The sequence below is a fragment of the Enterobacter sp. JJBC genome (assembly GCF_036936505.1).
In the GTDB taxonomy this organism is placed as follows: domain Bacteria; phylum Pseudomonadota; class Gammaproteobacteria; order Enterobacterales; family Enterobacteriaceae; genus Enterobacter; species Enterobacter hormaechei_C.
In genome coordinates this window covers 2218859-2244168 of sequence record NZ_CP136935.1, presented here as the reverse complement: position 1 = coordinate 2244168, position 25310 = coordinate 2218859, and the positions used below count along the sequence as shown (strand labels likewise).

General features: G+C 53.3%; 28 protein-coding genes and 2 pseudogenes. All 30 read right to left on the bottom strand.

Translation table 11 applies throughout. The features are described 5' to 3' along the window. Positions 1–86: 86 nt before the first annotated feature. Positions 87–626: pseudogene (locus RY075_RS10945) on the bottom strand (DUF4113 domain-containing protein); the annotation flags it as partial. Between the two features lie 39 nt (positions 627–665). Beyond that, positions 666–988, bottom strand: a pseudogene (locus tag RY075_RS10940) (hypothetical protein). Further along, positions 988–1227, bottom strand: a complete 240-nt coding sequence (locus RY075_RS10935; protein WP_022650864.1) for a hypothetical protein — start codon at positions 1225–1227, stop codon at positions 988–990. The pseudogene RY075_RS10940 and the gene RY075_RS10935 overlap by 1 nt, the downstream one beginning before the upstream one ends. A gap of 82 nt (positions 1228–1309) precedes the next feature. Continuing rightward, a complete protein-coding gene (locus RY075_RS10930; protein ID WP_338628590.1) occupies positions 1310–2587 on the bottom strand; it encodes a phage tail protein in 1278 nt (425 codons plus the stop codon). A gap of 58 nt (positions 2588–2645) precedes the next feature. Further along, a complete protein-coding gene (locus RY075_RS10925; RefSeq protein WP_338628589.1) occupies positions 2646–2879 on the bottom strand; it encodes a cor protein in 234 nt (77 codons plus the stop codon). A gap of 107 nt (positions 2880–2986) precedes the next feature. Next, positions 2987–3658, bottom strand: a complete 672-nt coding sequence (locus RY075_RS10920) for a hypothetical protein (protein WP_338628588.1) — start codon at positions 3656–3658, stop codon at positions 2987–2989. Further along, positions 3659–3973: a hypothetical protein gene (locus RY075_RS10915; RefSeq protein WP_006809146.1), complete on the bottom strand. Its 315-nt coding sequence runs from the start codon at positions 3971–3973 to the stop codon at positions 3659–3661. A gap of 44 nt (positions 3974–4017) precedes the next feature. After that, positions 4018–7881 carry a DUF1983 domain-containing protein gene (locus RY075_RS10910; protein ID WP_338628586.1) on the bottom strand — a complete coding sequence of 1288 codons (3864 nt, stop codon included), beginning with the start codon at positions 7879–7881 and terminating at the stop codon, positions 4018–4020. 55 nt (positions 7882–7936) lie between these two features. Continuing rightward, complete coding sequence (locus tag RY075_RS10905) at positions 7937–8530, bottom strand: tail assembly protein (protein WP_045346858.1); 594 nt, start codon at positions 8528–8530, stop codon at positions 7937–7939. Then, positions 8518–9249 carry a C40 family peptidase gene (locus RY075_RS10900; RefSeq protein ID WP_332971788.1) on the bottom strand — a complete coding sequence of 244 codons (732 nt, stop codon included), beginning with the start codon at positions 9247–9249 and terminating at the stop codon, positions 8518–8520. Before RY075_RS10900 ends, RY075_RS10905 begins: the two co-directional genes overlap by 13 nt. Positions 9250–9261: 12 nt before the next feature. Further along, positions 9262–10032 carry a phage minor tail protein L gene (locus RY075_RS10895; RefSeq protein WP_338628584.1) on the bottom strand — a complete coding sequence of 257 codons (771 nt, stop codon included), beginning with the start codon at positions 10030–10032 and terminating at the stop codon, positions 9262–9264. Continuing rightward, the gene (locus tag RY075_RS10890; protein WP_332971790.1) at positions 10032–10382 is read right to left on the bottom strand and encodes a phage tail protein; all 351 of its coding nucleotides are present in this window, start codon (positions 10380–10382) and stop codon (positions 10032–10034) included. The genes RY075_RS10895 and RY075_RS10890 overlap by 1 nt, the downstream gene beginning before the upstream one ends. A 72-nt stretch (positions 10383–10454) precedes the next feature. Then, a complete protein-coding gene (locus RY075_RS10885) occupies positions 10455–10751 on the bottom strand; it encodes a DNA translocase FtsK (RefSeq protein ID WP_181510980.1) in 297 nt (98 codons plus the stop codon). Positions 10752–10758: 7 nt separating this feature from the next. Further along, positions 10759–11175, bottom strand: coding sequence for a hypothetical protein (locus RY075_RS10880; RefSeq protein ID WP_338628583.1), 417 nt, complete (start codon positions 11173–11175; stop codon positions 10759–10761). Between the two features lie 69 nt (positions 11176–11244). After that, positions 11245–14376, bottom strand: a complete 3132-nt coding sequence (locus RY075_RS10875; protein WP_338628582.1) for a phage tail tape measure protein — start codon at positions 14374–14376, stop codon at positions 11245–11247. Continuing rightward, a complete protein-coding gene (locus tag RY075_RS10870; RefSeq protein WP_045626282.1) occupies positions 14376–14663 on the bottom strand; it encodes a DUF1799 domain-containing protein in 288 nt (95 codons plus the stop codon). The genes RY075_RS10875 and RY075_RS10870 overlap by 1 nt, the downstream gene beginning before the upstream one ends. A 17-nt stretch (positions 14664–14680) precedes the next feature. After that, complete coding sequence (locus tag RY075_RS10865; protein WP_058683392.1) at positions 14681–15019, bottom strand: phage tail assembly chaperone; 339 nt, start codon at positions 15017–15019, stop codon at positions 14681–14683. 65 nt (positions 15020–15084) lie between these two features. Continuing rightward, positions 15085–16017: a phage tail tube protein gene (locus tag RY075_RS10860; protein WP_180252533.1), complete on the bottom strand. Its 933-nt coding sequence runs from the start codon at positions 16015–16017 to the stop codon at positions 15085–15087. A 46-nt stretch (positions 16018–16063) separates the two neighbouring features. Further along, positions 16064–16510: a phage tail terminator-like protein gene (locus tag RY075_RS10855; RefSeq protein ID WP_338628580.1), complete on the bottom strand. Its 447-nt coding sequence runs from the start codon at positions 16508–16510 to the stop codon at positions 16064–16066. Further along, positions 16500–17099 (bottom strand): hypothetical protein, encoded by a 600-nt coding sequence (locus RY075_RS10850; RefSeq protein WP_265185569.1) that lies wholly within the window; start codon positions 17097–17099, stop codon positions 16500–16502. The genes RY075_RS10855 and RY075_RS10850 overlap by 11 nt, the downstream gene beginning before the upstream one ends. Before the next feature lie 2 nt (positions 17100–17101). After that, positions 17102–17455: a hypothetical protein gene (locus RY075_RS10845; RefSeq protein ID WP_022651630.1), complete on the bottom strand. Its 354-nt coding sequence runs from the start codon at positions 17453–17455 to the stop codon at positions 17102–17104. A 1-nt stretch (position 17456) separates the two neighbouring features. Continuing rightward, positions 17457–17891, bottom strand: a complete 435-nt coding sequence (locus RY075_RS10840) for a DnaT-like ssDNA-binding protein (protein ID WP_252052527.1) — start codon at positions 17889–17891, stop codon at positions 17457–17459. Between the two features lie 50 nt (positions 17892–17941). Then, entirely contained in the window at positions 17942–18259 is a 318-nt protein-coding gene (locus tag RY075_RS10835) for a hypothetical protein (RefSeq protein WP_233132488.1), read from the bottom strand. Positions 18260–18298: 39 nt separating this feature from the next. Beyond that, positions 18299–19435, bottom strand: coding sequence for a P22 phage major capsid protein family protein (locus RY075_RS10830; protein WP_044704670.1), 1137 nt, complete (start codon positions 19433–19435; stop codon positions 18299–18301). A gap of 16 nt (positions 19436–19451) precedes the next feature. Continuing rightward, on the bottom strand, positions 19452–20204 hold the full coding sequence (locus RY075_RS10825; protein WP_338628573.1) for a DUF6651 domain-containing protein: 753 nt from the start codon (positions 20202–20204) through the stop codon (positions 19452–19454). A 320-nt stretch (positions 20205–20524) separates the two neighbouring features. Next, the gene (locus RY075_RS10820; protein WP_338628572.1) at positions 20525–21631 is read right to left on the bottom strand and encodes a hypothetical protein; all 1107 of its coding nucleotides are present in this window, start codon (positions 21629–21631) and stop codon (positions 20525–20527) included. A 1-nt stretch (position 21632) separates the two neighbouring features. Continuing rightward, positions 21633–22523, bottom strand: a complete 891-nt coding sequence (locus RY075_RS10815) for a terminase family protein (protein ID WP_338628571.1) — start codon at positions 22521–22523, stop codon at positions 21633–21635. Further along, entirely contained in the window at positions 22501–23490 is a 990-nt protein-coding gene (locus RY075_RS10810) for a terminase small subunit (RefSeq protein ID WP_338628570.1), read from the bottom strand. The genes RY075_RS10815 and RY075_RS10810 overlap by 23 nt, the downstream gene beginning before the upstream one ends. Before the next feature lie 219 nt (positions 23491–23709). Next, on the bottom strand, positions 23710–23940 hold the full coding sequence (locus tag RY075_RS10805; RefSeq protein ID WP_333013327.1) for a hypothetical protein: 231 nt from the start codon (positions 23938–23940) through the stop codon (positions 23710–23712). A 1096-nt stretch (positions 23941–25036) separates the two neighbouring features. Continuing rightward, entirely contained in the window at positions 25037–25306 is a 270-nt protein-coding gene (locus tag RY075_RS10800) for a hypothetical protein (protein ID WP_338628566.1), read from the bottom strand. Positions 25307–25310 lie beyond the last annotated feature (4 nt).

The window sequence follows — 25310 nt, the reverse complement described above, 5'->3', positions numbered from 1 at the left end:
AATCTCAATCTAAGATTATTCAATTAAGTTACTCGGATAGAAATCATATTGATGATTCGAACTATTGAAATAAGTATAGCTTAAAATCAACGCACTTTCAGAAGGTCGGTGAACCTGGTGGTGTAGCGCGGAGAAAGCATTTCACGCTTCATCTGCCATTGCTGCTGAATGCCCTGGCCGGCAAAATAAAGAGTTCCTTTCCCATCTTTCGCGTTCAAGTGATCCAGCACTTCCATTAACTTCTCGCTACCAGCTCGAGGCGCTCTGTCGTCGAACAGGTTGAGCTGGGCCACACCCTAGCTGAAGAAGTCGCCCAGCATAATACCTGCCTTCTGGTACCGGTTTCCGTCTTTCCAGATTTTGTCCAGGCACTTTACCGCGGCGTTGATGATGTCTCTGCTGTCCTGCGTTGGCGTGAGCAGCCTTACCGATGCGCTGTTTCCGTAATATGGCTCATTAAGGGCAAATGGTGAGGTCTTAACGAAAGCGGATATAAAACGGCAGTACTGATGCTCACCACGTAGCTTTTCAGCTCCACGGGCCACATAGCTGCAAATCGCCTGTCGCATTTGCTCATAGTCAGTAATGCGTTCGCCAAACGATCGGCTGCATATGATCTCCTGTTCATCGAGTGATAACGAGTGGCTACGGTTAAGCAATGTAAATTAAATTGTTGGGCAGTCATCATCACCCAGCGCGCGGTTGATGAAGAACGTCACCCTACCCAGCACTTCCACTCCTTCAAGCGCTGATTCCTCAATCGCTTCACCATCATCCGTAATGAGCGCCATGCCCATGAGATTGCAAATTGTGTGTGGCCGTCGCACAAAATTAACAACACATCTCCTGGCCTTTTTTTCGTGGCTGGCTCAATGACTGCAAACCCAACATCTGTTTCAAGCACCCTGCTTTCGGCCCCTATGTTGCACAGAACGGATGGAGAAAGTTGGCGTTCGACGTAATCGGTAGCAGGTGATGCAAATCCCATTAGAGAACTCTCCCCATGTTGCGCAGGATCCAGTATCTGTTATCACTGCCGTCTGTCGTCTTGTCAGCGAAGCCTGGCTGATTGCGCTCTATCCATGCATTGGCGTCGGCTCGGGTGAAGTGCCAGTTAAAACCACGCAACTTTTCTATAAAGCTGTCTGTTCTCAGGTAGCGGTAGCCCTTTGGGTTAAGCTCTATGGCCGCAATAAAGGCGGCCTGAATATCTGAAATTCGGGGCATAATCTGCACTCCCTTTATTACTGTGTTTATATACAGTAGTTTCAAATGGAATGCAGATCAATTTGGGTTCGCCTATTAATTTTTAAGGCTGAATGTCCTCAGGCTGCTCTGTCAGTTCAAGAGAAGCTTCGGAAGCTCTTGTTTTCCAGATGCTATCCTCTGGCATATCGAGGCGAACGTCGATCCAGCTATTGGCAGGAACATCTATAAGAGCCCCTTTCGTTTTAACAATTTCGCCTTCTTCGTTGAGTATGTATTTCCGCTTAAAAAGCCGAATCGTCAGCCCACCGCTTTCTGTCTGCTCTGCTTCAACAACACCCAGCTCCCCCATGCCGCCAGGGTCCATAGGCGGGAGGAGTTGCCAGCCAGAAGAAGCCAGACCGGCTGAACCGGTAAGCGTATAAACACCTACATCAAGACGAGAAATACTGATTCCTTCAGCTTCTGCATTCGCCGTACCGCATCCGCACCAGATAAAATCATTTTCATCAATATCTGTGCGCTGATTCTCGTTCTGAGATTTCACGATTCTGGCCACCGGCGAAGCTGCTTTCAGCGTGCCATCGGAGGCTTTAGTGGTATTTTCAGAAGTGTAAACAACTGAGCCTGGCTTCACGGACAGCATTGTTGAGAATGCATCGGTGCCATTATTTCTTCCTGCGATTTGGTAAGAGACGGCACCACCAATGCCTGCAACACCTGCCCTGAAGCGAGGAGTACCGTTAACCATCACTGTATGAGCCCATACACTACCAACAGTTGAAAGTCCTTCAACGGTGAAAGCGTAAGGGTTACCGGCAATACCGGCGATATTCAGGGCATTTGTTAACGTACCACCGCTAAGACTAAGAGCACCAAGTGCTGTTAGTGCGTCATTAGCTGTTTTCGCTCCCGTACCGCCCTGATCGATGCTGAGAGCAGTTGTTAATCCGCTCAGGCTGGTAATGTCTTTGTTTGCACCTTTCTTCGCCAGCGATTTTTGACCCGGTACGGTAACGGCAGTGCCATTGATAGTTATGGTGACATCAGATGTCCCGTTCATTACATCAGCGAACCCGCTCATGTAGCGCTGGTACATCGTGAAGGTTTCAGCGATATCCTGCGCCAGACCATCCACGCTCAGACTGTCACTCAGAAGAATGGCAAATCGGGTTCCGGCGGGAACTGCTGGGTTAGCCGCTGGCGTTACGGTGAGACTTGTTGCGCTGCCAATGGTGGTAATCTGAAATACCTGCACAGGGCTGGTCATTGCAATAACGGTACATCCGTTACGAATAAGAGATCCAGCAGCAGTGAAGTTTGTGCCGGTACCTGTAAGTGTGTTTCCGCTGATGGCGATAGTGCCAGTAGTATAAATCATGTTTTCTCCAGGCAATAAAAAACCCCGCCGGAGCGGGGTTTGTTCAAAACTGAATGGGTTAGTGGCAGGTGGTGCTGGTGAACGTGTTGGCGCTCACCCATGACCAGTTAAAGGGATAACCAGCTCGGTACTGCGTCTGATTGTTTTGTTTACGGACTCCGTAGATCTGGACGCCGCTTTCCTGTCCGCCGACCAGGGCTGTTCCGGTGCATACGGGTTGCTGCTTCTCAATAACGCCAGCGCAACCGGAGAGCAATACCGCTACCGCCAGGCAAAGAATCATATTTTTCATAGGGGTTATATCCCAGGGCATTCATGGAGCTACACAATAACAATATGAATCAACGGGATATAATTGATTTGGTAGATCAATTATTCGAAATTGATCGCTCAAAACGATCAATCATAATTGGCGCAGTTAATGGCCATAATCACGTTCCTCAGATTCGAATACGCGACGTTTTGAAGGTTGCCGCCGGGGGTTGTCTGCGGCCTGGCGAATATCCGCGTATTGCTTCCCTCAAGTTTTGCCATGCTCTTGTATATGGCCGAGTATGGCTGCGGCTGACCGCCAGCCGATATAACCCCGGTAATTAGCCCCAGCATGGCAGGCATACAGGCCCACTTCCCCGCCAGAGTTGTATTGATGTTGTATCCTGAGCTGGCATCCACCCCGGCGGTACCGAGGGTGACAACATCGCTCAGCGTGCGCGTTTCGTTTGTTAAAATCAGCGTCCCTGATGCATCCCACACAGCCAGCCCGTAGTCTGGCTTTGTCTGCGGGAAAATAGAGAAAAAATAAACGTACGCTGTGCCGGTTGCATTCGGTCTGAGAAAATCAATCGTGATGGTGTTCCCGCTTATCGTCTGAGTGATTTCGACCTCTACCGTGCAATGAACGAAGGCGACAACAGGCTGACCTGCGGGGAATGTGTGCGTCACTCTGGTATTAAACCCCGATGTTCCCTGAAGTGCCGCTGTCTTTCGTTCCTGTAGAGCGATTGGCGAGCTGTTCGCGGTCACCCATACTTCCCCGCTGGTCGTCGTCAGTAAAACGCCATACTCCGCCATTTATGCCCTCTCGATCTGGAAAATGAGATAAGCCGCTGCCGCAGGCTCAGTCCCTGCTGAGTAGTCGGTATCGCCTGCTGCTGACACTGTTGCGGTTCCCCCTGAAATGGTGATCTTCCTCCGACTCGTACCAAACTGATCGCCGTTCATGCTCTGAAAATAGGTCAGCCTGCAACCCGGTGGAAGCGCTACGGTGTAAGAGCCTGTTTTCTGGTTCTGGGCCAGCTGGAGATAGCCACAAACGCTGACAGGCTTAACGCCATAGTTATTTACATTGCCTGAGGCGTCCCATGTCTGAACCCCATATTCCGCCATCCAGTCCTCCTGAAAAAAAAAGAGGCCCCGTAAGAGGCCTCCCGTTACCATGTTCCCGTGATTCTCCCGATCTGCACCCTCAACACATTGTTGGCATCCTTGACACTGATCGTTTGATTAGTCTGCTTCATGGCTCCCTCACCAGCTGTCGAACCGTAGTTCTCAAACGTACCTCCCTTATCCAGCCTCCATCCGACTGAGCCAGCGACATAGTTATTGGACTGGATGTAGTTGCCGATCTTGGCGTTGCTGATGGTGCCCTCACCTATCAGCGCGTCTCTGATGAACACCTGCCCGTTCTGAATAACGAACGGAAGCGTAACGGTCGCTCCGGCCTGGTGAGTAACGGCGAAGCGGTCAGCCAGGAAGATAACCTGCGACTGCATGCCGGACGGCGTATTCTCCACGCCGATCCCCATCCCTGCCGCGTAAAGCTGACCATTGCTGGATAACCCGACCTTGATGCTGTACATCGCCTTCAGGTCGCCGTTGACGTTCGCAATGGCCTGCGCGTTGGTGGTGATCGCTGAAGTGTGCCCGTTGATGGTCGCCGTGATGCCGTTTATCTGCGTCGCGGTGGCCTGCTGGTAATCGGAGAACGTCTGATTCAGGCTGTTGATGGATGCCTTGTTGCCGTTCACGTCAGTCTGCAAACTTAGCAGCGAACGTGCTGTTGCCTCCCTGTCGCTTGCCATGACGTTATCAATACGATCGATGCCGGCCTTGCTGTCACCGTACTGCGCACTGAGTCTCACCCGCTGATCAACCTGCGCCAGCGTACTCGTTATTAGCGCGATAGCGTTATTCTGGATGCCGCCGCTGGCAGTATCGGTTCTTGCTCCCAGCTCCTCCAGGCGGGATGCCATTGATGAAGTCGTGTCTGTGACAACCTGTCGCAACGTGGTGATATCAGCAGTGTTTTGTGAGCTGGCTTGTTCAGCCGCATCTGCCTTACCTGATGCAGCGTCAGCTTTACTCGAAGCCGAATCAGCTTTATCAGAAATGACCTGAGTGCTCGCAGTGAGCTGATCAACAGCAGTAGCCCTCGCCTGAGCTTCATCTGACAGAGCCTGCCTTACCTCGGTAACTCCCGCCTCGTTCTGCGCAGTTTTTGCCTCAAGACGGGTAACATCCGTTACGCGCGCCTCCGTTTCAGTAGCGATCACCTCCCGGAGCTGTTCGAATGTCGCAGAGTTAGCGCCCTGTTGGGCTGTCTGGCGCACGACAACATCGGCAATAGCCAGCGCGTTTCCGATGATTGCTTCAGCGGTCTGCTTGTTCGAGCCAACCGCAGCAGCAAGGCCGTCCGCGTTCTCTTTGATTGCATCAGCCAGTTCTGCCAGTTTTCCGCTGCTGTCCACCGCGTTCTCGATCAAGTCTTTGAACGTATCGGAGCCTTTCATGTCCTCCAGGATTGCATCGGTGATATCGGATACATCGATGCTGGCCTGCCCGCGCACCCAGTCGGTCCATCCGCTCTGATTCCCGATCCTGTCGACAAGCCGCGCCTGGTACCAGAATTCCTGCCCCGCCTTCAGCCCCATCTGCTGATAAAGTTTCTGCGGATACGGTACAGATGCCAAAAGCATCGGATTCGAACCGTCAGCGGCAATGCTGTATTGCAGCTCAGTGCTCAGGGTGTCGCCGGTATTAGTCGGGAATCCCCAGGTGACGTTGATTCCGAATACGACGTCTTCGGAGGCCTTAAGCCCGACAGGTTTGGGTACCTCACCCGCGCGTCCCTTCAGGTGTGTAAGCGCGGAAGTTGCCCAGAGACTCGATGCACCGCCGGAGTTGATCGCGCGCACACGGACCAGATAATCACCCGCGAAGATGCCAGGCACTTCGATATTGCGAAGACCGGTCTCCGGTACGTTAACCCACTCATTGTCGCCGCGCTTCCACTGCACCCGATAGGCTATGACATCCGCCTGTGGTTTGCCGTTCTTGTCGACCGGCGCATCCCAGGATGCCGTCAGGGTAGTCACTCGCTGCCCCTGGCGCACTGCGTCATAGTTCGCTACCACGATATTGGTCGGCTGGTTGACGAGGCCGGTTGGTATCAGACTAATTGGCGGCGTGTCCAGGCGGGCATTGTTATCGACCGCATCATATTTTGATGCGTTATATTCGGCCCCGGTGATTGTGAAGGTGTTTTCTTCATCATCAAATCTCAGGTTCGTAACGCGGAAGTATTGCAGGCGCAACTGCCCGGCATCGATGACGAATACAGCGTTGGGTAACGGCTCTGCCGTGAAAGGCGTGGCGACCACCAGCTGCGTGCCGTTTACGGCCTGGATCACCCTGCTCTCAACGGTACCGCCCTGTGTGCGGATCATCAGTGTGTCACCCGCAACGGCACTGGTTCCCCGATCGGTTGTCACAGCCTTCAACCCGGCGTTATATCTGGTTATACGCCCGCCATAAACACGCCCTGAAAGGCGTTCGTCAGCAAATGCAAACACGGTACCCGGCACGTAGACATAGCCATCAAGCCCGGTCTGTAGCGTAATAATCCGGTCGAGTGAGTTGGAATACACCGCCCACCCGCCACGGCGCTGTGCTTCGCTCTCGCGCGTACAGCCGATTGCGGTGATCTGCGTCTGCTTAAACTTGAACTGCTTAACCAGGTCCGGGAACATCACCGCTGTTGTGCGGTCCTGATAGTGATTGTCAGGGTCGCTGAAGTTAATCAGCGCGCTGGAGAAGCGGGTCTTTTCACTGCCGCTCGAGTAAACCGGTTTGCCCACCACCGAGGCGCGGGTAAGGATTTGCAGCTTCGACGTATCCGCCGGCATGTCCGAGACAACATTAAACATGTTGTTGCCCCAGAACGTCATGCCATTGAACCCTGCGGCGATGTCTTTGATTACCTGCCACGCATCTGCCTGCGACTGGATGTAGACATCAAACATGAAGCGCGGCTCGGTACCGTCACCACCCTTCCCGTCAGGTACTTTTTGATCGCAACGCTGGGCAATACGGTAAAGCTCCCACTTATCCAGCATCTGCGCCGTGACGCGTCGGCCAAGACCGAAACGCGGCTCAGTGAGCACATCGAACCAGATCCATGCTGGGTTATTCGTCCAGCCCCACTTAAACGTCCCGTCCCATGTGCCGCTATAGGTTCTGGCTATCGGATCGTAATTCGAAGGGATGCGGATAATGCGCCCCTTAGGCTTACAGGAAACCTTCGGGATATTGTTGAACGATTTGGCGTTGAACGACACATACAGCAGCGCCGTATGGGGATAACGCAGGCGCGCATCAATCACCTCAGTGATTGCCTGTACCTGCGTTTTATTCTGCAACATCTGGCTGGTGCTGTCGTCGGTGTCGCGTACCACGCGGATCTGCCAGCCTGTACTGGCTTTCGGAAGATTAATGCGATGGGTCAGTTCATAGAGAGAACTGAGTTTCTCTGTCACGGTTCTTGTCATGACCGTAGAGAACGCACCACCATCTACAGCAAGATCGATATGGTACTTTACGGTAGTGCCGACAATATCCCCGTCGTTTTCCTGCTGCTGCAAACCCGGAATACCAATGCGAACGAGCACAGCGTCAATCTGGGTGTTACTCAGCGCGCGCGTCCAGGGCGTGGCTTTTGTCAGCGATACGCCAACCGTAGTTTCGTTCTCCACTGCGGGAAAACCCGGAATCGGCGTCTGGGTCTGTGTTCCCGGCCGAAATGCCCAGGAAACGTTTTCAAAGTTCATCGTTCCGTCGGCGTTTCCCAGCGGCGTACCGTCCAGGAAAATGCTGGTCGCATCCAGACCACCAGCAAACTCACCTTCCCCGAGCGCCAGCAGCATGCGGCAGCGCGCCATTGACTGCGCCGAATCAGGCTGTTCTACAGGTGTGTGCTGCTTCTGGCTGCCACCCTTTGCACCAGTGATCGCTTCCATATTACATCCATAAAAAAAGCACCCGACTGGGTGCTTGATATTCAGAAAGGTGTTATCAGATGTCTTCAGCGACTATGCCTGCACTGATGATGGCGCCGCCGATCTCTCGCTCACCATAAAGAAGCGCGACCGGGTTTCCCATCGCAAGGGTATTCACTGAACCACCGAAGGCATAAGAGGGTTTATTGTCAGGATCGTCTCGCCCCTGTAACCCTTTGGGCTGGGGAGAAAGCATCTGGTAGATGCCGCCGGCCATCATACCGATGCCAGCAGAAATCATGGCTCCGCCTACTGGTGTAGCCCAGCTGTACGAAAGGCCTGTCACCACGATACCCGCGACGACCATTACAGCGCCAAGGATCGTCTGGAATAATCCTGCTTTTTTTGCCCCCTCCATTACAGGAGCAATACGAATATCGCTGTCACCACCCAGCTCCTTGAAATCCTGTTCTCCGATGTTGCGTTTGCCACGAAACACCGCGAAGGTCATGCCGTTTTTTTTGGCATTCATCAGAAAGCTTTCCAGTCCGTCGAAGTTGATACACAGAGCTTTGACAGCTTCGGCAGATGTCTGCACTGCCAGCCGGTGAACGCGCCCAAACCGGGCGCCCAGTGCGCCATACAATCGAATCGTGGTTAAACGCGCCATGGCTTTATCTCCTGCGGCAAGTTTTTGTGACGAACGCAGATCATCGTGCGGTCTTTGAAATAGCCTCGGGCATACGGGGTAATGCAGGAAGGCTGGCCGTAAAGGTGGTGGAGCAGTTCACCTTCTTCAGTGATGATGCCCGCGTGGTTCCACTTATCAGAATCAATCTGCATGATGACCATGCAGCCTGGTGCCGGATCGCACTCGACGAACCCTTCCCGCTCCCAGTTTTCGAAATAAAGGTTGTCCGGGTACTGGCTTTCCCACCACGGGTAATCGACGCGAAAATCGTTCAGCGTGACGCCCTGGATGGCGTGCCAGTCCATAATCAGCCCCCAGCAGTCATTCGAGCCCAGGATAAACGGACGCCCAATAAGCGGCACCGCCTCCGGCATTATCTCGGCGTATTCATCGCTGTCAGGTGAGTAGATCCCCCAGATCACGCCGGAGTTGTTGCACTGCTGGCGATCCAGATCGGACGGAATAGGCCGGGCACCGTCGCCCGGGTGGGAGTGGATGACGCGAATAATCGTCCCGATATCTTCGGCGTTAGCCCAGTGCTCGCCGTCGATGCGAAAATGCTCTGTCGGATTTTCGTGCGTATTCGGAACAGGAATGTAGCGCTGGCAACGGCCAGACTGAATAATGAAGCCACAGCACTCACGCGGAGATTCCTCCAGTGCATGCGCCCGGATAGCTGCCATTATGGTTTTATTCATTGGTACGTCCGGTTATCGGGTGAAGAGAACGGTTGCCGGGAAGCCACCAAAATCGAGGATTGCAGAGTTGGGATCGGTCAGGCCAGCGCCAAATCGTTTACGGCAGTCACTGAGGCAACCGCCACATACATCAAGGGCAGGATCTGATACCTGATTCCCTTTCGCGTCGAAATACGCAGTGCCGTTATAGGTGCATCCATCGCCGCTGCGATACTGACCGCGCAGCGCCCATTCACAAAGCGATGTGATTTGTCGGGTGGGGATCACAAGGCTCTGCAAATCGGCTGGGCTGCTGAGTGCCCAGGTAACCACCTCATCATCTTCGGAGGTTTTGGTGTCAAGCCAGAAGGTCTGAAGTGTAAACATTGACGAATCAGCTGTAGGGTTTACGCCACCAGGGTAATTTACGGCATCGAGATAGACCGCATAGGTATCGATAATGCTCACTTTGGCGTTAACCATGTCCTTATATTGCAGGCACAGCGCAGTGATATGGCCGTCAAGGTTTGAGACGCTTAGGGTGGGCTCCGCCGCCTGGTCTGTTGAAAGCTCCAGGCCTGAAACCTGAAACGGCCAAAAATCGTAGGTGTTGCCACCGAAGACGATTGGCTTGGGTCCGAGCTTTTGTTCATCTCCATTGGCAACATCGATCTCTTCGGGTGTATGGGGGAAAGGTGCGTAGTGGAATCGGTGGATCCCGCCACTGAACTCTGAGGCGTCAACTTCAACCAGGCGGACCCTGCCACCCGGCGCCAGCATAGCCGCCTGATCGACTAATGCCATTATGCGTACACTCCGTAAGCCCGTTTGATAGTGAACGTCAACTCAGCATATTTGCTGCTGATCTGCGTTTTACGAACCGAATCGGCTACGACGCGGTAAAGTCCCTTCTCTTCACCTGGCGGCGTAATGATGAAAGCCTTCACGGTATGAGCAAGGAGGAAATCACGAATCCTGTCCACTTCTGACTCGGTGCTTGTGTGCTTCATGGGCACCTGAATAGCCGTGGAGTTAATCCCGTTATCGGCCACCTGCTCATAGCCATCACCGAACTGCGCTGCGCGTACGGCCTGGCTATATTCAATCGCGCCAGCACCGAGCTGCGAGCGCCAGCTATATGTTTCAACTGCCATATATACTCCATAAAAAAAAGCCCCGCATTTGCGAGGCTGTAATTCTGTTTGGTTACCGTGAGGGGGCTAGGTTCATTTCTTACCAGGAAATAAGATTACATTTGTCATGTCAGGCTCTTCATCAACAGCGTCTTTATATTGCCTGAATAATGTAAGCCCGCTTTCAAGTTCTGAGCAGAGCACTGTGCGATTACCATCAAATCCTTGAGGTGATACAAGGCCGATGTTTTCCATTAGTTCAACGAGTTGTCCTGCCCGGTTGTAACCTATTCGAAAATTTCGCTGAATGCCCGATATGGAAACCTTCTGATTGATAACAACCCACTCAATTGCGGGTTCGATCAAAGGATCATCAAAGTAATTATCCATAACCAAATTACTCCGAAGGGGTTGGGCCGCAGCGGCTGACATAAGAGTTTCCGTCGAGATCTATCCACGATTCATCTCTTCCATCGGAATAAATAGCTTTCTCTCCTACTTCATAACTCACGCCTTTGGAAAACATCCCTTTCGAGGTCATCTTTAGATGAACATAAAAAGGATGATAACCTGCATACGCACCAAACCCATTTTTACCAGAGACTCTGCCACATACGAAACCACTGACAACATCCCCGGACTCCTGGTTTTGGTCCATGTTGAACCTTACCATTTTAAACTTGGCGCTATCCGGGTCCATCAACCCATTCGCAATTTCTTGCTGCCCAAGTTGTAGTGCTTTTTCCTCGGAAGGTTTACACGCAACAAGTGCGATGCAGGCTAAGCTTAAACAAAGAATTTTTTTCACAATCATCCCCTGAGTATCATATTTTTTTTCTAATAATAACCAGGGGATATGAGAATGTAACGCGATGAGATGATATTACTTTTTCACAAAGCGCCCACCGATAGCACCATCATCCCTGATGGCTCGGATGATGCCTTCCTGTACGTATTGCTTCATCCTCTCCGCTAACGCCCGGGCTGCCGCATCGCCCCCCCCGCTAGTATTTGCTGTCGCGTTACCTTTGTTATCGACATAGATATCCACGTTGATTTGATGCCCAGAACCACCAGCGCCATCCGCCCTCACACCGAGACGCCCGGCAGAATCCCGAGTTAGCGGCATGATAGCTTCTTCACCAGCCTCTGCGAATACACCGCCTTTCGCAAATTTCGATGCGCCCTGGAAGGTGAAATACTGAGGCGTATCGTAAACACCGTTAACATATTTACTGAGACCTGGGGAATCATAGACGCCACCTTTAGCGTTGAAGGTTACCCCAGCAGCGGCGTTTGCATATGCACCACCAGGCGTACTGCCACCACCACTGCCACCGCTTATCCAGCCCATTGCTGCCTGTACAGCATAGGCGACCAGCAGCCGGTTAGTCACTTCGGCGATCATCTTCAACATGGATTTGGTGAATTCTTTGAAGCTGGCTGTACCAGTTGTGACCAAACTGGTTAGCATGTCGGAAAGGCCACTGAATGTGGATCCAGCCACGTTACGCATTGCTTCGAATGTGTTAGTTGCAGAATCCGCATAATCAGCCCATCCGCGCTTTGCTCCAGCCTGCCAATTACTGCGAAGTTCGTCTTCTTTCCGGTATGTCTCTTCCTGCTGAGCCAAAACTTTTTTTTGCGCGTCAGGATTGAAGGCATAGGTCTCAGACAAACGCTGACGTGTTGCCGCCCGCTCCGCCTCTCTGGTTGATGTCCCTTTAGCCGCTGCGTCAATTTCCGCTTGCTTAGCTGCCTGCTGCTGAGCAAATTTTGTTGCCTGATCGGCAAGGGTGTTCAGTTTCTGCTGTTTGGCAATCTGATCGCCCAGTGCGGCATTAATATCAGCCTGAGCGAGAAGTTTATCCTTATTGGCGAGAAGTGACTTCTCATCAATGGTAAGCGCACGGCCTTTTGGATCATTTGCCGTTGACTCGAGAATACTGATTTTGGAAATCAGTTCCCATTGCTGCTTACGCTGCTGGCTAATCACATCGTTGATATCACGATGTTCCTGGAGCGTTTTTAGCTGCGCTTGCAGAGCTAAAGTCTCAGCATTGTAAGTGTCGGTTGAGCGATCACCAGCAGACACCTTAACGGCTGGAGTTTTGGGCGTTTTATTTGGGTGAAACTGTTTGTTTATCGCGTCGACTGCCTGTTGGCGTTGTTGATCACTCCATTTATCAGGAGCAAGTGCGACATTTTTCCACAATTCAGAAAGGGCTTTACTACGTTTCTCTTGCCAAGTGGCAGATTGCTCGAGGATGCGGTTTCTATAAATCAGCGCATCGGTGCGCTTATTATCAACCTCTATACCTTTTTGAACAGAAACATTGATATCTTCCTGAAGCTGTGCGGCTTGCTGAAGTGGCCCTATCTGCGCCTTCAAAGCGCTTATCGCAGATAATTGTGCCTTCCTACGAGCGTCATATTCCTTATCATTACTGCTCGTATCATAGCTGTACCCATAGCCTTTGCGCTGCCGTTCTGGAAGCAGCGCCTTTTCTCGCTCAGCCAACTCTGCCTGCATTTTCCGAAGCATATCATTTGGAGCATCAGGGCGACCGATATTCAGAAGCTCGTCCCACATCCCCTTGAGTGCTTTACTGACGCTGCCAGCGGCCCTCTCGATTAATCCCATATTGTCGAGGATTTGCTGGCTGCGCCTCTGCTCAGCCTGGCTGTAGGCTTTGGCTGCCGCTTCCGCTGCGTCCTCTTTTTCACCGCGCCGCTCCAGTGATGATATGTAGTCGTATTGCGAAGATGTCAGAAAGTGAAGGGTCGAATTAAGATCTTCTGCCGCCTTGGTTGGGCTGGCATATAGCTTTTGGAAGTTCTTAATAGTGGTATCTACAGACTGGCCGGTGGCCTCCTGCATAGCCAATGCCGCTCTTGTGACTGTTTCGAGCTGATCGGTTTTAAACGTACCGGCCCCAACCACCTCTGCGAGCGTACGAGCAGCTGCGGCTACTTTACCGCTTGAACCACCAATTTTTTGGGCCAGGTCTGCCAGTTGGCTCGCCGATCTAGCAGAATAATTCCCGGTTAATATGAGCTGCTTATTAAACTCCCCAGCTTCTTGACTGCCTTTGTACCAAGCTACAGCTATTGCTCCAAGGCCAACCACTAGGCCGCCAATACCCACTGTCACCGGATTAATGAAACCAATCAGAGTGCGTAAATAATCGCCTACACCAGTCAGCGCGCCTTTCACTCCACCAAACTGGTCTTTAATCTGCCCGCCCTGTTGCAGCAGGATCAGGAACGGCGACTGACCGCCAGCCAGTTGCGTGGCGATATCGGTGAACTGTGCCGGAAGCGTACGCATCGCTGCGCTGTACTGGCCAACGGAGATTCCAGCGCGCCGGGCAGCAGCTTCCTGCCGGGATAGCGCCTCCGGCAGAACGTCAGCGACACCAGAGAGGCGTTCACGCGTCTGGTTAAGGATTGTGTTGAAGTGCTCAAACTGAGCGCCGTTGATACGCCCGGCTTCGAAATGTGCCACCAGCTGTGCGTACTGTTCATCCAGTGAGTTGAACGCACGGACTGTCGGGTCGATGGAACCCAGCAGGTTCTTTAACGCTGCGGACTGCTTCTCTGCCGCCTGGGTAGCGGCTAATTCGGCCTGAGCGCGCGCCGCGGCTTCTCCGGTATCGGTCAGCTTGAGACGGGTGTCGTCCAGGATTTTGTTGTAAGCCTGAAAGGTCTCGGTATCCAGGAAACCTTTGGCCTGAAATTTCCGCAGTGATTCTTGCTGCTCATCCAGGCGGTTTAAGGCCTTGGTAACCGGGTCGATATTCTCGAGCAGCCCTTTGAGCGCGTTCTGCTGCTCTTTCAGCCCTTCGCTGCCCTGCTTCGCAGATTCAGCCCCAGCGCGGAATACGCTATTCAGGTCATCGGCTTTATCTACGGCACCAGCAGCCGCCTCGCCGAGCCTATCCAGTTCATTGCTGGCTGTTTTCAGGTCGGATACATCGGCCCGCAAAGTAATCGAGGCGATTTGGTCAGTCATTATTTCGTCTCCTTATGCATTACCTTGAGAGCCTCGCTTTCCATAATCTGAAGGTCAGCCATGCAGGCCGCCGCATCCTCAACCCCGTGTAACTCGAACATCCAGGGGAGAACGTTATAATCAAGGCCGGTCGCCCCGCTCGCGCCGACGCGCCACTGGGTTGCCAGGGCAGAGAAGATGGTGAAAGACTTCCACACAGAGGGCAGGATCCCCACCTCTTCCTCCACGTCCTCAGGCGTCAAACCAAAAGCGCTCAGCTCCGCGAGCGTCGGTCCCGGCGTGTACAACGCTGCGGCGACCTGCCTCAGTTTTTTTCGCGGATACCCATCAGCTCTTTGGTGTATGCCAGACCGATGCTGTCGAACGCGCGTGGATAGTTCCGCAGGAGGACAATAACGTTCTCGCGGTTAAACTCGTCCGGCAGCGCCCACCCCTCGACAATTTCCATGAGGTAGTCGGCCTGCGGCTCGATAGCAGCCTTTTTACCTTCAGCATCCTTTTGCAGCTTTTCGTCCATAGAGCGCAGCTCTTCAAGCGTTTTATGGCGGAAAGTGAACGTCAGCTTGCCGTCTTCGGCACCAGCGCGTGGAATGCTCGCGGTCACAGAAAAAGTTGGGTTGGGGATCAGAGAAAATTTGGTCATTACGGTTCCTAAAAAAGACTTTGGTTTCAGTAGCGAAGAAAGCCCGGCGTACCGGGCCTGATTGGTTAGCTGACCGTGACGGCGCAAGCAGCAGAGGTGATAGTTTTACCCGCCGCGTCAGTGACTTCGCAGGTGTAAGAACCAGCATCACCGGATACCACAGATGGAATGTTGAACGTCGAGGCGGTTTTGCCCGGAATAGCGGTGCTGCCTTTCTTCCAAACGTAGGTGTAAGGTGCTGAGCCGCCCTTCATTACCACCGCCAGATCCAGCGCTGCGCCTGTGGCAACCGATTTGGTGGCCGGCAGGTCGGTCAGGAACGCCAGCGGCGTCACGGATGAATCGGCGATCGGGTAAATCTGCATGTCCGATTCGAAGTTCATGCGCGCCTCGTTACTTTCCACGGCGTTGATTTCCGTGCGCGGTACGCGCTGGAACGATACTTTGGCTGAGTAGAAACGATCGGCTTTGCCGCGTGGGTTATGGAACCAGACCGCCGTTGTGTCGCTGGAGTCATCCAGGTCAATGAGGCGTTTGTAGATCGCCAGTTGAGGGTCGTGTGCAAAGGTGTAAACCTGAACCACCGCGTTTTTAAACGTTGGGATGGTTCGCGCTTTGTCATCTTCCAGGAACTGCACGCTGATGGTCTGCTGGTCACCACCTTCAGTTGATAGTGTCATCACCTGAGGCATGGTGATCCATGAGTCGATTTTGCGCAGCGTGCCCGCGCCAGTGCCTGCCGGGAATTTGGTGGTGTCGGTAGTATCGAATGCTTCCAGCACGATTTTATTACTGGTCACCGATTTTACGCGCAGCACCATGTTATCAAGCTTTAACCAGCCGGAACTCACCTGAACTACGTCACCGGCCAGAATGCCGGAGGCCGATGCAACGGTCAGTTCGCATTCCGTCGCGTTAGAGGCTGCGGTAAAGGTGATTGGGGCTTGATAGGCCTTGGCCACGTTCACACGCGAGCCGTTAGGGATTGCGAATGCCATAGCACTCTCCTGAATTTAGGTAATAAAAAACCCGCCATCTGGCGGGTCAGTAGTCAGCGCGGTACTGCATGCTGACGGGAATGGTGTAGGTTATGGAGCCACTGGACCCGTTGGGCGCCGAGGTTGGCCGGTCCTGGATGGGTTGTCTCACCTGCGGCGGCCCGTTGATGTAAACCGTCAGATCACCGTCCACCAGCGGCAGTCCTTCAGGGAATGCATCTGCCACCGACTGGGCAAGCCCTCTCGCCTGGCTCACGCCTGAGCCTGCGGGAGTAATGATGTTTACCTGCAAGATCCCCTGATAGGTACGCATCAGACCTTCTATGTCCTGACCTACAGTTTGTGCAGGTAAAACATAAACACAGGCGTATGGCGCATCCGGTGGATCGAATACAATATTCGGCCAGGCGATCGGCAAGCCGAGAGAAGCCGTGATTATGGCTACCCGGCTCTCCAGCAGGTCAGCTATTCGCATGGACTGATCACCGACCATTGCGTACCTCGCTCATTGCCTCTCGGAAATATTGCGCAGCATCCAATGCGGTCAGTCCGACCATGCCGCCGGGCGCCTGATTCGAATGACCATTCTCCAGCGCCGGGGCATATGGCAGGTTATTGGTGAAGTAAATCGAGTTCACCTGCCCCACCCGGAACACTTCGAGCACCGCCAGCCCGCGGGAGTTGGAACCCTGCCCGGAAGCATCTGGGGTATCGTTCGTCTCTGTAGGCTGGCTGTCGAGACCCACATACCAGTTATTTTTGAATCGCCCGCCGACATAACCCTCTGGCTTTTTGATGTCCATCGAATCGTTGACACGCAGGCCTCGCCTGAGCCGACCTGCTTTTGTAAGGTTGGCCGGATCATCACGCAGCGCCGCGTTATGCTCTCGCACCGCGGTGTTATAGGCTGATGCCGTCTGGTTTACCTGCCAGATTTCTGGCTGCCCGACAGGTGACATGTCCACCAACCGCCCGAGGATTTTGATACCCGTCCGGCGTACCGCCTCCTCAATCTCCTGCTTTGAACCATCTACGAACAGCTGAATGGCAGCCAGGAACGGCTGATTTGCAGAACTGGTCATAATCAGGTCCTCAGTTGGATGTTGTAGGAGATCAGCACATCTGCGGGCTTAACCGGATTCGGCTGAACCACGCGCCACTTTTTGCCGTCGATATCAATGAGGTCGCCAATGCGCACTTCCGTTTCAAACGTGGCCGCCAGTTTCTTATCGCCCGTAGCAATCAGTGAACCGTCGATTTCACGCGTGGAGTATTCGGTGATAACGCCGGTAACGGTCGCAGTAATAGGCTCGGTGATAACCTCCTTCCCGTACTGATCGCGTGTGGTGGTTCCGCCGCGAGTCAGTTGGTAGGCTTTGCCGTTCTCCGTCAGGAGCCGCGTTGCCGTAGCGCGCATGCGGCGATAGTCGATTGCCATGCTACCCCCTTTCGATCCGGACCTGGTTGCCGCCCACCACAAGCCCGCGCAGCGAGGAATAGAACCAGGGGAATGATGGAGTGGACTTATTCGTTCCCGGCTCGTACTGCACAGAGACGGCCCCCTGTACGCTCTCAGCTATGACCGCGCCGCCACCGGAGACCGACGGCGTGAGATCAATCTCCTGCGACTCGATAGCCAGGCGGCATTGGGCATCAATCAGGCGCTGTGGAATAGCATCATCCGGCAGGTCCACACCATCGAAGCGTACGCCGGAGCGCGGCCAGGATAGAGGCTGAGATGCGCTGGAGCGCTGACCACGCCAGGACCTGCCTTCCAGAAAGTCCATCGACTGCATCAGCATCTGGCTACACTCGCCATCTTCGGCAGGTACGGTGTATCCGCGCGCCGCTGCAAAGACCCGCAGGTCGGACACGCTGGCGTAGCTGTTAAAGTCCGGCGAGTGGGGATCGGCAACCAGCATGGTTATTCCTCCAGACGCCAGTCCAGCGCCAACCAGTTATTCACTTCGTCAGGGTGAACATCTGCGCGCAGCGGGCCGCCTGGGAATTCTGGGGTGTCGCGAACCATGACCACCAGCTCAATACCCTGCTGTTCCTGCTGCTGTTCCTGCTGCTGTTCCTGCTGCTGTTCCTGCTGCTGTTCCTGCTGCTGTTCCTGCTGCTGTTCCTGCTGCTGTTCCTGCTGCTGTTCCTGCTGGGCAGGGTTATTATCAGCGGTCTGCTGAGCTGCAAGCTTTTCCGCTTCACGCTGCGCGCGCTGTTCTTTTGTTAATCCGGCCATCAGGCCTCCTGAATAACAAAGGGGCCGAAGCCCCCTAGGTTAACCCATGATGATGGTGGAATGTTCAGGCTGAACGGAGGCCACACCCCACGCCACACCAACCTCGTAACGCACCTGACGGTACTGGCGGTACAGCGCGATCTGGAAGGTAATACCAGAGACCGGATCGGTTACGTTCATCACGTCATCAGCGGTATCGCCGCCTTTTGGCATGGCCGGAGTACGGCAAGCCAGCAGGAATGCGTTACGGTCAAAGGCAACGTTTGGCACGAACTCGCTCAGCACAGTGACAGTTGCCTGATCTGCCAGATCCTGACGCAGGCCAGGTGCGCCGATGGTGATAGTCGAAGAGGTTGCCGCTACGACCATGTACTGGTTGTCATCGCCATCGAACTTCACTGCGGTCCCGGCAGCAATACCGCCAGTGCCAGCAGAGATAGCAATAATGATGTCGCCCTCTTTCTTCTCGCCATTGACCTTATAGCCCGCCGCCGTGCTTTTCGCGGTGCGCTTGATGTTGGCGGATTCGTGCAGGTTAAAGCCCATCACACGACCAATGATGCCTTCACGCAGCAGCTGATCGGTACCGGCTTCGTTCGCTTTGAACAGTACGGACTGTTTACCACGGATTGACGCCATCGCTTCGCCGCCCAGTACCATGCGCAGGTCAGTGGTTGGTGCGCCGTTATCAGTCAGCACCTGACGAGCGTTCGCCGCATCAGACAGGTCGTCTTTGACACTGAACGGTGTATCTTTTGGAGCACCAACAGCGCGGGAAGACTTATAAGCCAGCGATGCCAGGTCAGCATCCATTTCGTTGCTCAGTGCGCGGAACGCCTGAGAAAACTGGTCAGCCAGGACAATGTCATAAGTGCCTGATGGTCCGATGGCAAGCTGCTCTTCACCATTCCATTTGACCGGGGCCATTTTGGATTTGGTGATTTTCACGTCCACGGTACCAATGTTCTGATCCCCGTCGTTTGGCGCGGTTGCCGCCGGAGTGATATCAACGGTAGTGGTTTTTGGTGCTACCGGTGCGGTCACGGTTTGGTCTTTGGCCGCGGCATCGGCTTTAGCGTTACGGGCCACCGCCGGGATAAAGCCCACCTGCTCACGGGATACGCGGTTCAGTGCCGTGTAGATGGTCGGGATCAGGCCAGTCAAAGTGTTGGACATTTATTTTTCCTTTCGATTAATCAACGATGCTCGTGCCGCCGCCAATCGCAGCCTGTTGTTCAGCTGGTGGCAGGGCGTCAAAAGCAGCGCGTTTCATGGTTTTCTGCCCAGCCTGATGCTGCGACTGGTGAGAACCACCGCCGCTGTTGCCGGACGCTTTGAGGATGTAGTCTTTCTGCGGGTGCGACTCGACCAGAGATTCCAGCGCTTCATCGAAGCTGGCCAGCTCGCCGGGCTTGGTGCGGGAGAACACCTTATTGCCCTGGCCGTCATAGGCCACAACCTTGCCGTCTTCGATTTTGAAGTTCTGCCCGAAGTACGAACGCACGAACTCACTGGGGATCGCCATCTTCTCGGAGATGAATTTGGAGCCACCAAAGCGGCCGCCGATCATCTCGTCGTAGAGTTGAGTTTCCAGTTGCTGGGTCTTGCTGTTCGCCTCTTCGAGTTGCTGTTGGAATACTTTGGTAATCTCCGCCTTTACCTGGTCAACGGCACCAGCATCGATCAGTTTTTTCTGGTCGATTTTGGTCATCATTTCCAGGGCTTCGAGCGCCTTGGCCGGGTCGGTGATGCCAGAGAATTTCGAGAGATTGGCTTCCGCCGCTTCCTTCGCTTCACGGTGAGTTTTCGCCTCACCATTCAGGGAGGTGATTTTGGTCATCGCTGCGACCGCATCGAACGGGATTTCTTTGCCATCATCATGGATGTACACAGGCATACCGTTTTCAACGACCACATTTCCGTTAGCATCAAGTTTCAGTTTCATTATTTTTGCTCCAGCCTTCCGGCCATACGTAATGGGTCATCCGACCCGGGCACCGCGTCGCATCCGCTCAGCGGCAGGCATAAAAAAAGCTGCCCGGAGGCAGCCTGTTAGATAAATTCGATGGTTATGTAACCGCGCAGCTTGCGGGAGTAAATTTCACCCCGCTTTCGCTTGTGGATCCGTAACGGGTGTGGATGAATACAGGCTATACCACGTTTGACATCAGCCCATACACAGCTCTTTATCTCATTGCCATTAACGAACACCCTTCGCCTTCCACGACCATCTCCAACGTAGTGAAAATCTTCGTTACGCATACCCTATTCCTCAAACGCCGACGCATCCACGCGGCGCAGTTCGTCCAGGGTCAGAAACTCCCCGGCATCATTGAACATCTCAGGCACGGTGATTTTGCCGTCACGCAGCATCCGCGCGCGAGTAACGCCCAGCACCTGCTCCTGCCGTGCGTACGGTTGCCTGACGAGCCATTCGGCATAGCTGGTATGCGATGGCACCTGTCCATCCATCGAAGCGCGTGTGGCGCTGCTCAGTTCGCCAGAGGCTATCTGCAATTCCTCCCACGATTTAGTGATCAGAATTTCGCATGAGCGACAGCAGAAATGAATTTTGCCGGGCCCGCGCAGATATGGGATTGCATGGCCCAGCGGCTTACCATCGAGCGAATAGAGTTTGCGATCTCGGATGATGCACCACTGGCTGGTATGGGTGTCCAGCGTCGAAGACCACTGCTTGGCCTTTACGATATCGCTGTTGGCCAGTGCAAATTCCTGGCGCGCTGTAGCGGCCACATGGTTCACCGCCGTGCGGGTTACTACTGCAAGGTCACGACGTGAAACATTTATAACCCCGTCCTGGCGGTGGAGTTGCGGCGTGCCGGCGACCCGCTTCACAATCTGCTCGACGGTTTCACCCTGAAGAAATCCGGTGCGCACGGCACTGGTAATTTTTTCCAGACGATCCGATTCGAGTTTCTTGCCCCACTCTTTCAGCAACCTCCCCTGGAACGGCTGCGCCACCGCAGCAGCGTAGACCTGTTCCGGGACAATGCTTTGCAGCGGGACGTGCTTAAGCACCTGACCGGGAATGAGGCTGCTGAACAGGTCAAACTGATACCCGGTCTCATAATCAGCGTAACGCGTCAGTTCGCGCATCAGAGCAGCATTGACCGGTTCGTAGGCCTGCTGGTTTAGCTCCCGCACACCAGCCAGTAGCGATGCAAGGCGGCGCGCGCTGTAGGTGTCGGCACGCTTACCCTCCAGCAGCACCAGCAGCCGGGCAGCCATCTCAGCATCCATTCTGTTTAGAAGCGCCACCATTCGCCGGGCAACGCCAGTACCGTAGCGCGTCACGTAAAGCCCATGAGCTATTGTCTCATCCTGCAACCTGTCGTTTACCGAGCGAGCCATATCACACCTCGCCAGGTGGCGGTTCAGTTAAAGATGCTGACTCAGCAAGCAACTCGCTCAGAACCACATCGGGATCCGCGTCGGCATCAATCAGGTTGAGTTTTTGCAGGGCTTTGATTGCATCGATACGGCGAAGGTCGCCTGCCTGTTCTTCATCGGTGCAGTTATTCAGGCGTCGATCGAACTGGTGATAGATAGTGCCGCTGGTCAGGTTGGTGAAGCGCCCCCTCAGATACGCCTTAATCAACTCCGGAGGGTAGGAATTCATCAGCGAAGGGATGTAATCCGCGGGCAGGTTCTTCGCGTTATCGAAGGTGCTGGCCTGTATCAGACCGTACAGGGCCGAGAGCTCTGGTTTTTCACGCACCGCCTTCACGAACTGCTGGTAGACGAATTTAAACCCTTCCGGCGTGGTCGTGACGTCAATACCGTTACGCAGCCCATCAACCTTATAACGCATACGGGCAATAATTTTTCGCCACGCCTGCTGCGCTTTGGCAGCCGCCATAACGTCCAGCTCATCCACCATCGCGTTACCGATTTTGAAACCAACTATCGAGCCGGGCTTCTCCATTGAGCGGCAGATTGTGGTCCCGCGGTATCGTCGACCCTCGTAAAAGTGAACCTCTTTGTTCCCCTCATTGATTTTGACGCTCAGCCCCCAGTCAAAGGCCACCTCTTCGATCGTCGGATAGAAGATGTCACGAATCTGCGGGTAAGTTGGCGCGAAGTAGCCCTGGTTGATTTTCGGGTGCTCCCACATGCCCTTACAGATGCCGCCACAACCCACCCACGTCTTACCGGACCCGAACCCGGCAACGTAGGCTTTGAATTTGTGCTGCATCGCGAGGAAACGCGCCTGAGGAATGTTAAGTGTCGGGCTGATCCCCATCTTCCGCCCTCGCGTCCACTACGTTGATATTAATCTGCACTGGAGTCGGTTCGTCATCATCACCATCACCAGCCAGCTCTTTGCGGAGTTTTTCCACCTCCAGCTGCCGGCGGTCGATTTCGATTTGCTGGAGACGCTGAGCGAACTCGCTATCGGCCAGGCCCAGGCGCTTCATTATGGCTTCGTACATCCGTTCGCGGCTGATTGCCGTTATCTCGACACCATTCTTCCCCAGCTTGACGCCGGAATATGCCAAAGCAGCGTCAGGGGAGAGTTTCCTGGTATCAGCGAAGTAAGGCTGGCCTATTCCGTCACCATTGCAGCGCGGGCAGGCAGGATTAGGCTCTCGGTTGTGGTCGTAACCGTACCCGCCCCTATCATTTGGCTCTTTACCTTTTTTCGCTAAAGCCTCTGCAAGCTTTTCTTCAAACTCCACGGCATCGCGCCATTGATATTGATGGCCGAAGCCCCAGCAGTAACGACACGCACCTCGGCGATACTGTGAAAGCTGGTTTGCATCGAAGGTGGCGAGCTGCCAAATCTGCGCGAGGACTTCATCGGCACCGCCAAGCGTGCGCGCAATGGAGGCTTTCTGCTGATGCGCAATGGCCTGCGCAACGTTAGGATTCGTTATGAGCTGACGGCCGTAGTTTGGGTCACTATAACCAGCACGTGCAGCGGCAGCGGTGGCGTTGTTGTCCTTCAGGTATTCTGCGACAAATAAGCGCTGCTGAGCGGTAAGCCCATCATCATCCACCAGCTCATTTGCACTTTTATCTTTCTGCGCAGTGCGCATTTTTTTCTGCGCAGGTTTTTGCGCAGTTTGCGCAGAAGGTTTTTTGATATATCGACGTGCGGTAGCGTAGTTCAGTCCCTGCGCTTCACACCATTCCTTTGGTGATACGCCGGTTGCGGCATGTTCGGACAGGAACCGTTGCTGAAGCTCTCCCCAGTCCGGTTTTGCCATTATTCACTCCAATAAAAAAAGCCACCAGCGAGTGCCAGTGGCTTGAATGTGGTAATCAGAAATGGGTTCGAACCGTTGGGACAAACAATATTAAGCGCTCACTCGCTGGATTAAAGTAGCATCACGCTTCGTCTGGCCGATATGAACTCCTGTATCACTCTACTGACGTATAGAACCAAGCATGCCCCATCCTACTGCTACGCGCCAGTCTCGCTGCTTTCAACCAATCAGAGCATCATAAGCCTCGATAATTTCTTTCCTGCTCACGTATCTGTCGGCTGCCACCAATATGGCTCCACTTTCGCCTTTCAGAAAAGTTGAAAAAAAAATCACCACATCCAAACACCTCACCTCATCATTAGCATACAGATAAAGAATCTTGCTCCGATAACTTCGAATTTTCAGAAACTTAGCAGGCTCATCATCAGCAAAAATCAATAGCTGTGCCATAAAATCTCCTTCTACACATAATTCCTTACAATAGAAGATTGTTAGTCCCATGAACACTCAATCACATTGACGAATCTTTTGCCTGTGATTTACGTTACCTTTAATAGCCCAAAAGTCTTTTTTAACTCATACACCTGAATTCAATTCTGAAAGAAGTGAAAATGGCAGCAAACAAATCACCAGGAGTTTAACTTTCTTTAATTAGTTATAGTGCAGAATGCTTAACCCTGTATATAGAGTTCGCTTCTTCGCACTTTTCTTTCAAGTATATGAACCGGGTGGATACTTCACTGTTTGAGCAGTTCGTCACAATGCAGTAACCCTCTACCCATGCCTTTTCATCCTTTTCGGCAAACAAACTTTCGAAAATGGCAGCCCAAGTGCTGTTAGGCATGCGTTCCAGTTCAAAATACTTCATTGTCCCTCCCTCACGAAGGGTTCTGTACTCATCCAATCCTAAGATTTTCATACTGCATCTCACGGTCTTTTTAATGTTATGATTTCTAGCATCATATCCAGGCTTTTCCTACCCCAAAATCCATGGGACTCTGCAATTTATCATCATTAGCAACCAGCAGATGAGCTTTGTAATAGATGAAGAATGCGCATAAGAAAACCATAGCTATTCATGTGACATGCCTGTCCTCAGTATTGGATTTAGGTTACCTTCTGGATAAAAACTTACCCATCAACATTAAAAATACAACGATTCCAACAGGCACTCCAACAATAGGTGTAGCGAACGCGCTTACTCCCACGGCGGCAACCATACCTCCCAAAGTACTAAACATGATGGGTATGATTAACATAATGATAGCCTGGGGGAATTCCTGCCTTCCAGAGGAGTAACACCATAATGACAACAAAGAACACCATGAGAAAAGGCATTGTTTGCCCCCTTAATTAAACACACTCTCTATATAACGACCATTTGGAAAATTTATTTAGTTATCTTTCAATTAAGGCCTACTTGCAGTTCGCCTGCCACGCTTTGTTATGCGCCAGGATGTCGCGCTTCGTCTGCCTGTCCAGTACATCCCAGTCGTGCGCTGTGCAGTAGATGGGTTTAACCCAGTCGCAAGACGTATCGGCTACCTCAACCCTTACGGGTCCAGTTGTCCCGCAGCTCGCGATCAACATCGTCATCAGGCATGTGGTTAACAGTCTGCTGTACATTGCTGGCCTCTTTAGTTGCTTCTACCCGGCGTTCGGCTACTGCTTCAGTGGCTGCGGCCTTTTCTTCGTTGCGCTGCTGGTCGGCTTTCGCTTCCGCTTTGCTGGTGCCGCGAATATGGCCCAGACCAAAGGCACCGGCGATAGCGGAAATCACCAGTGCGGCCAGCCCAATTATCGTTTCGATACCCACACTC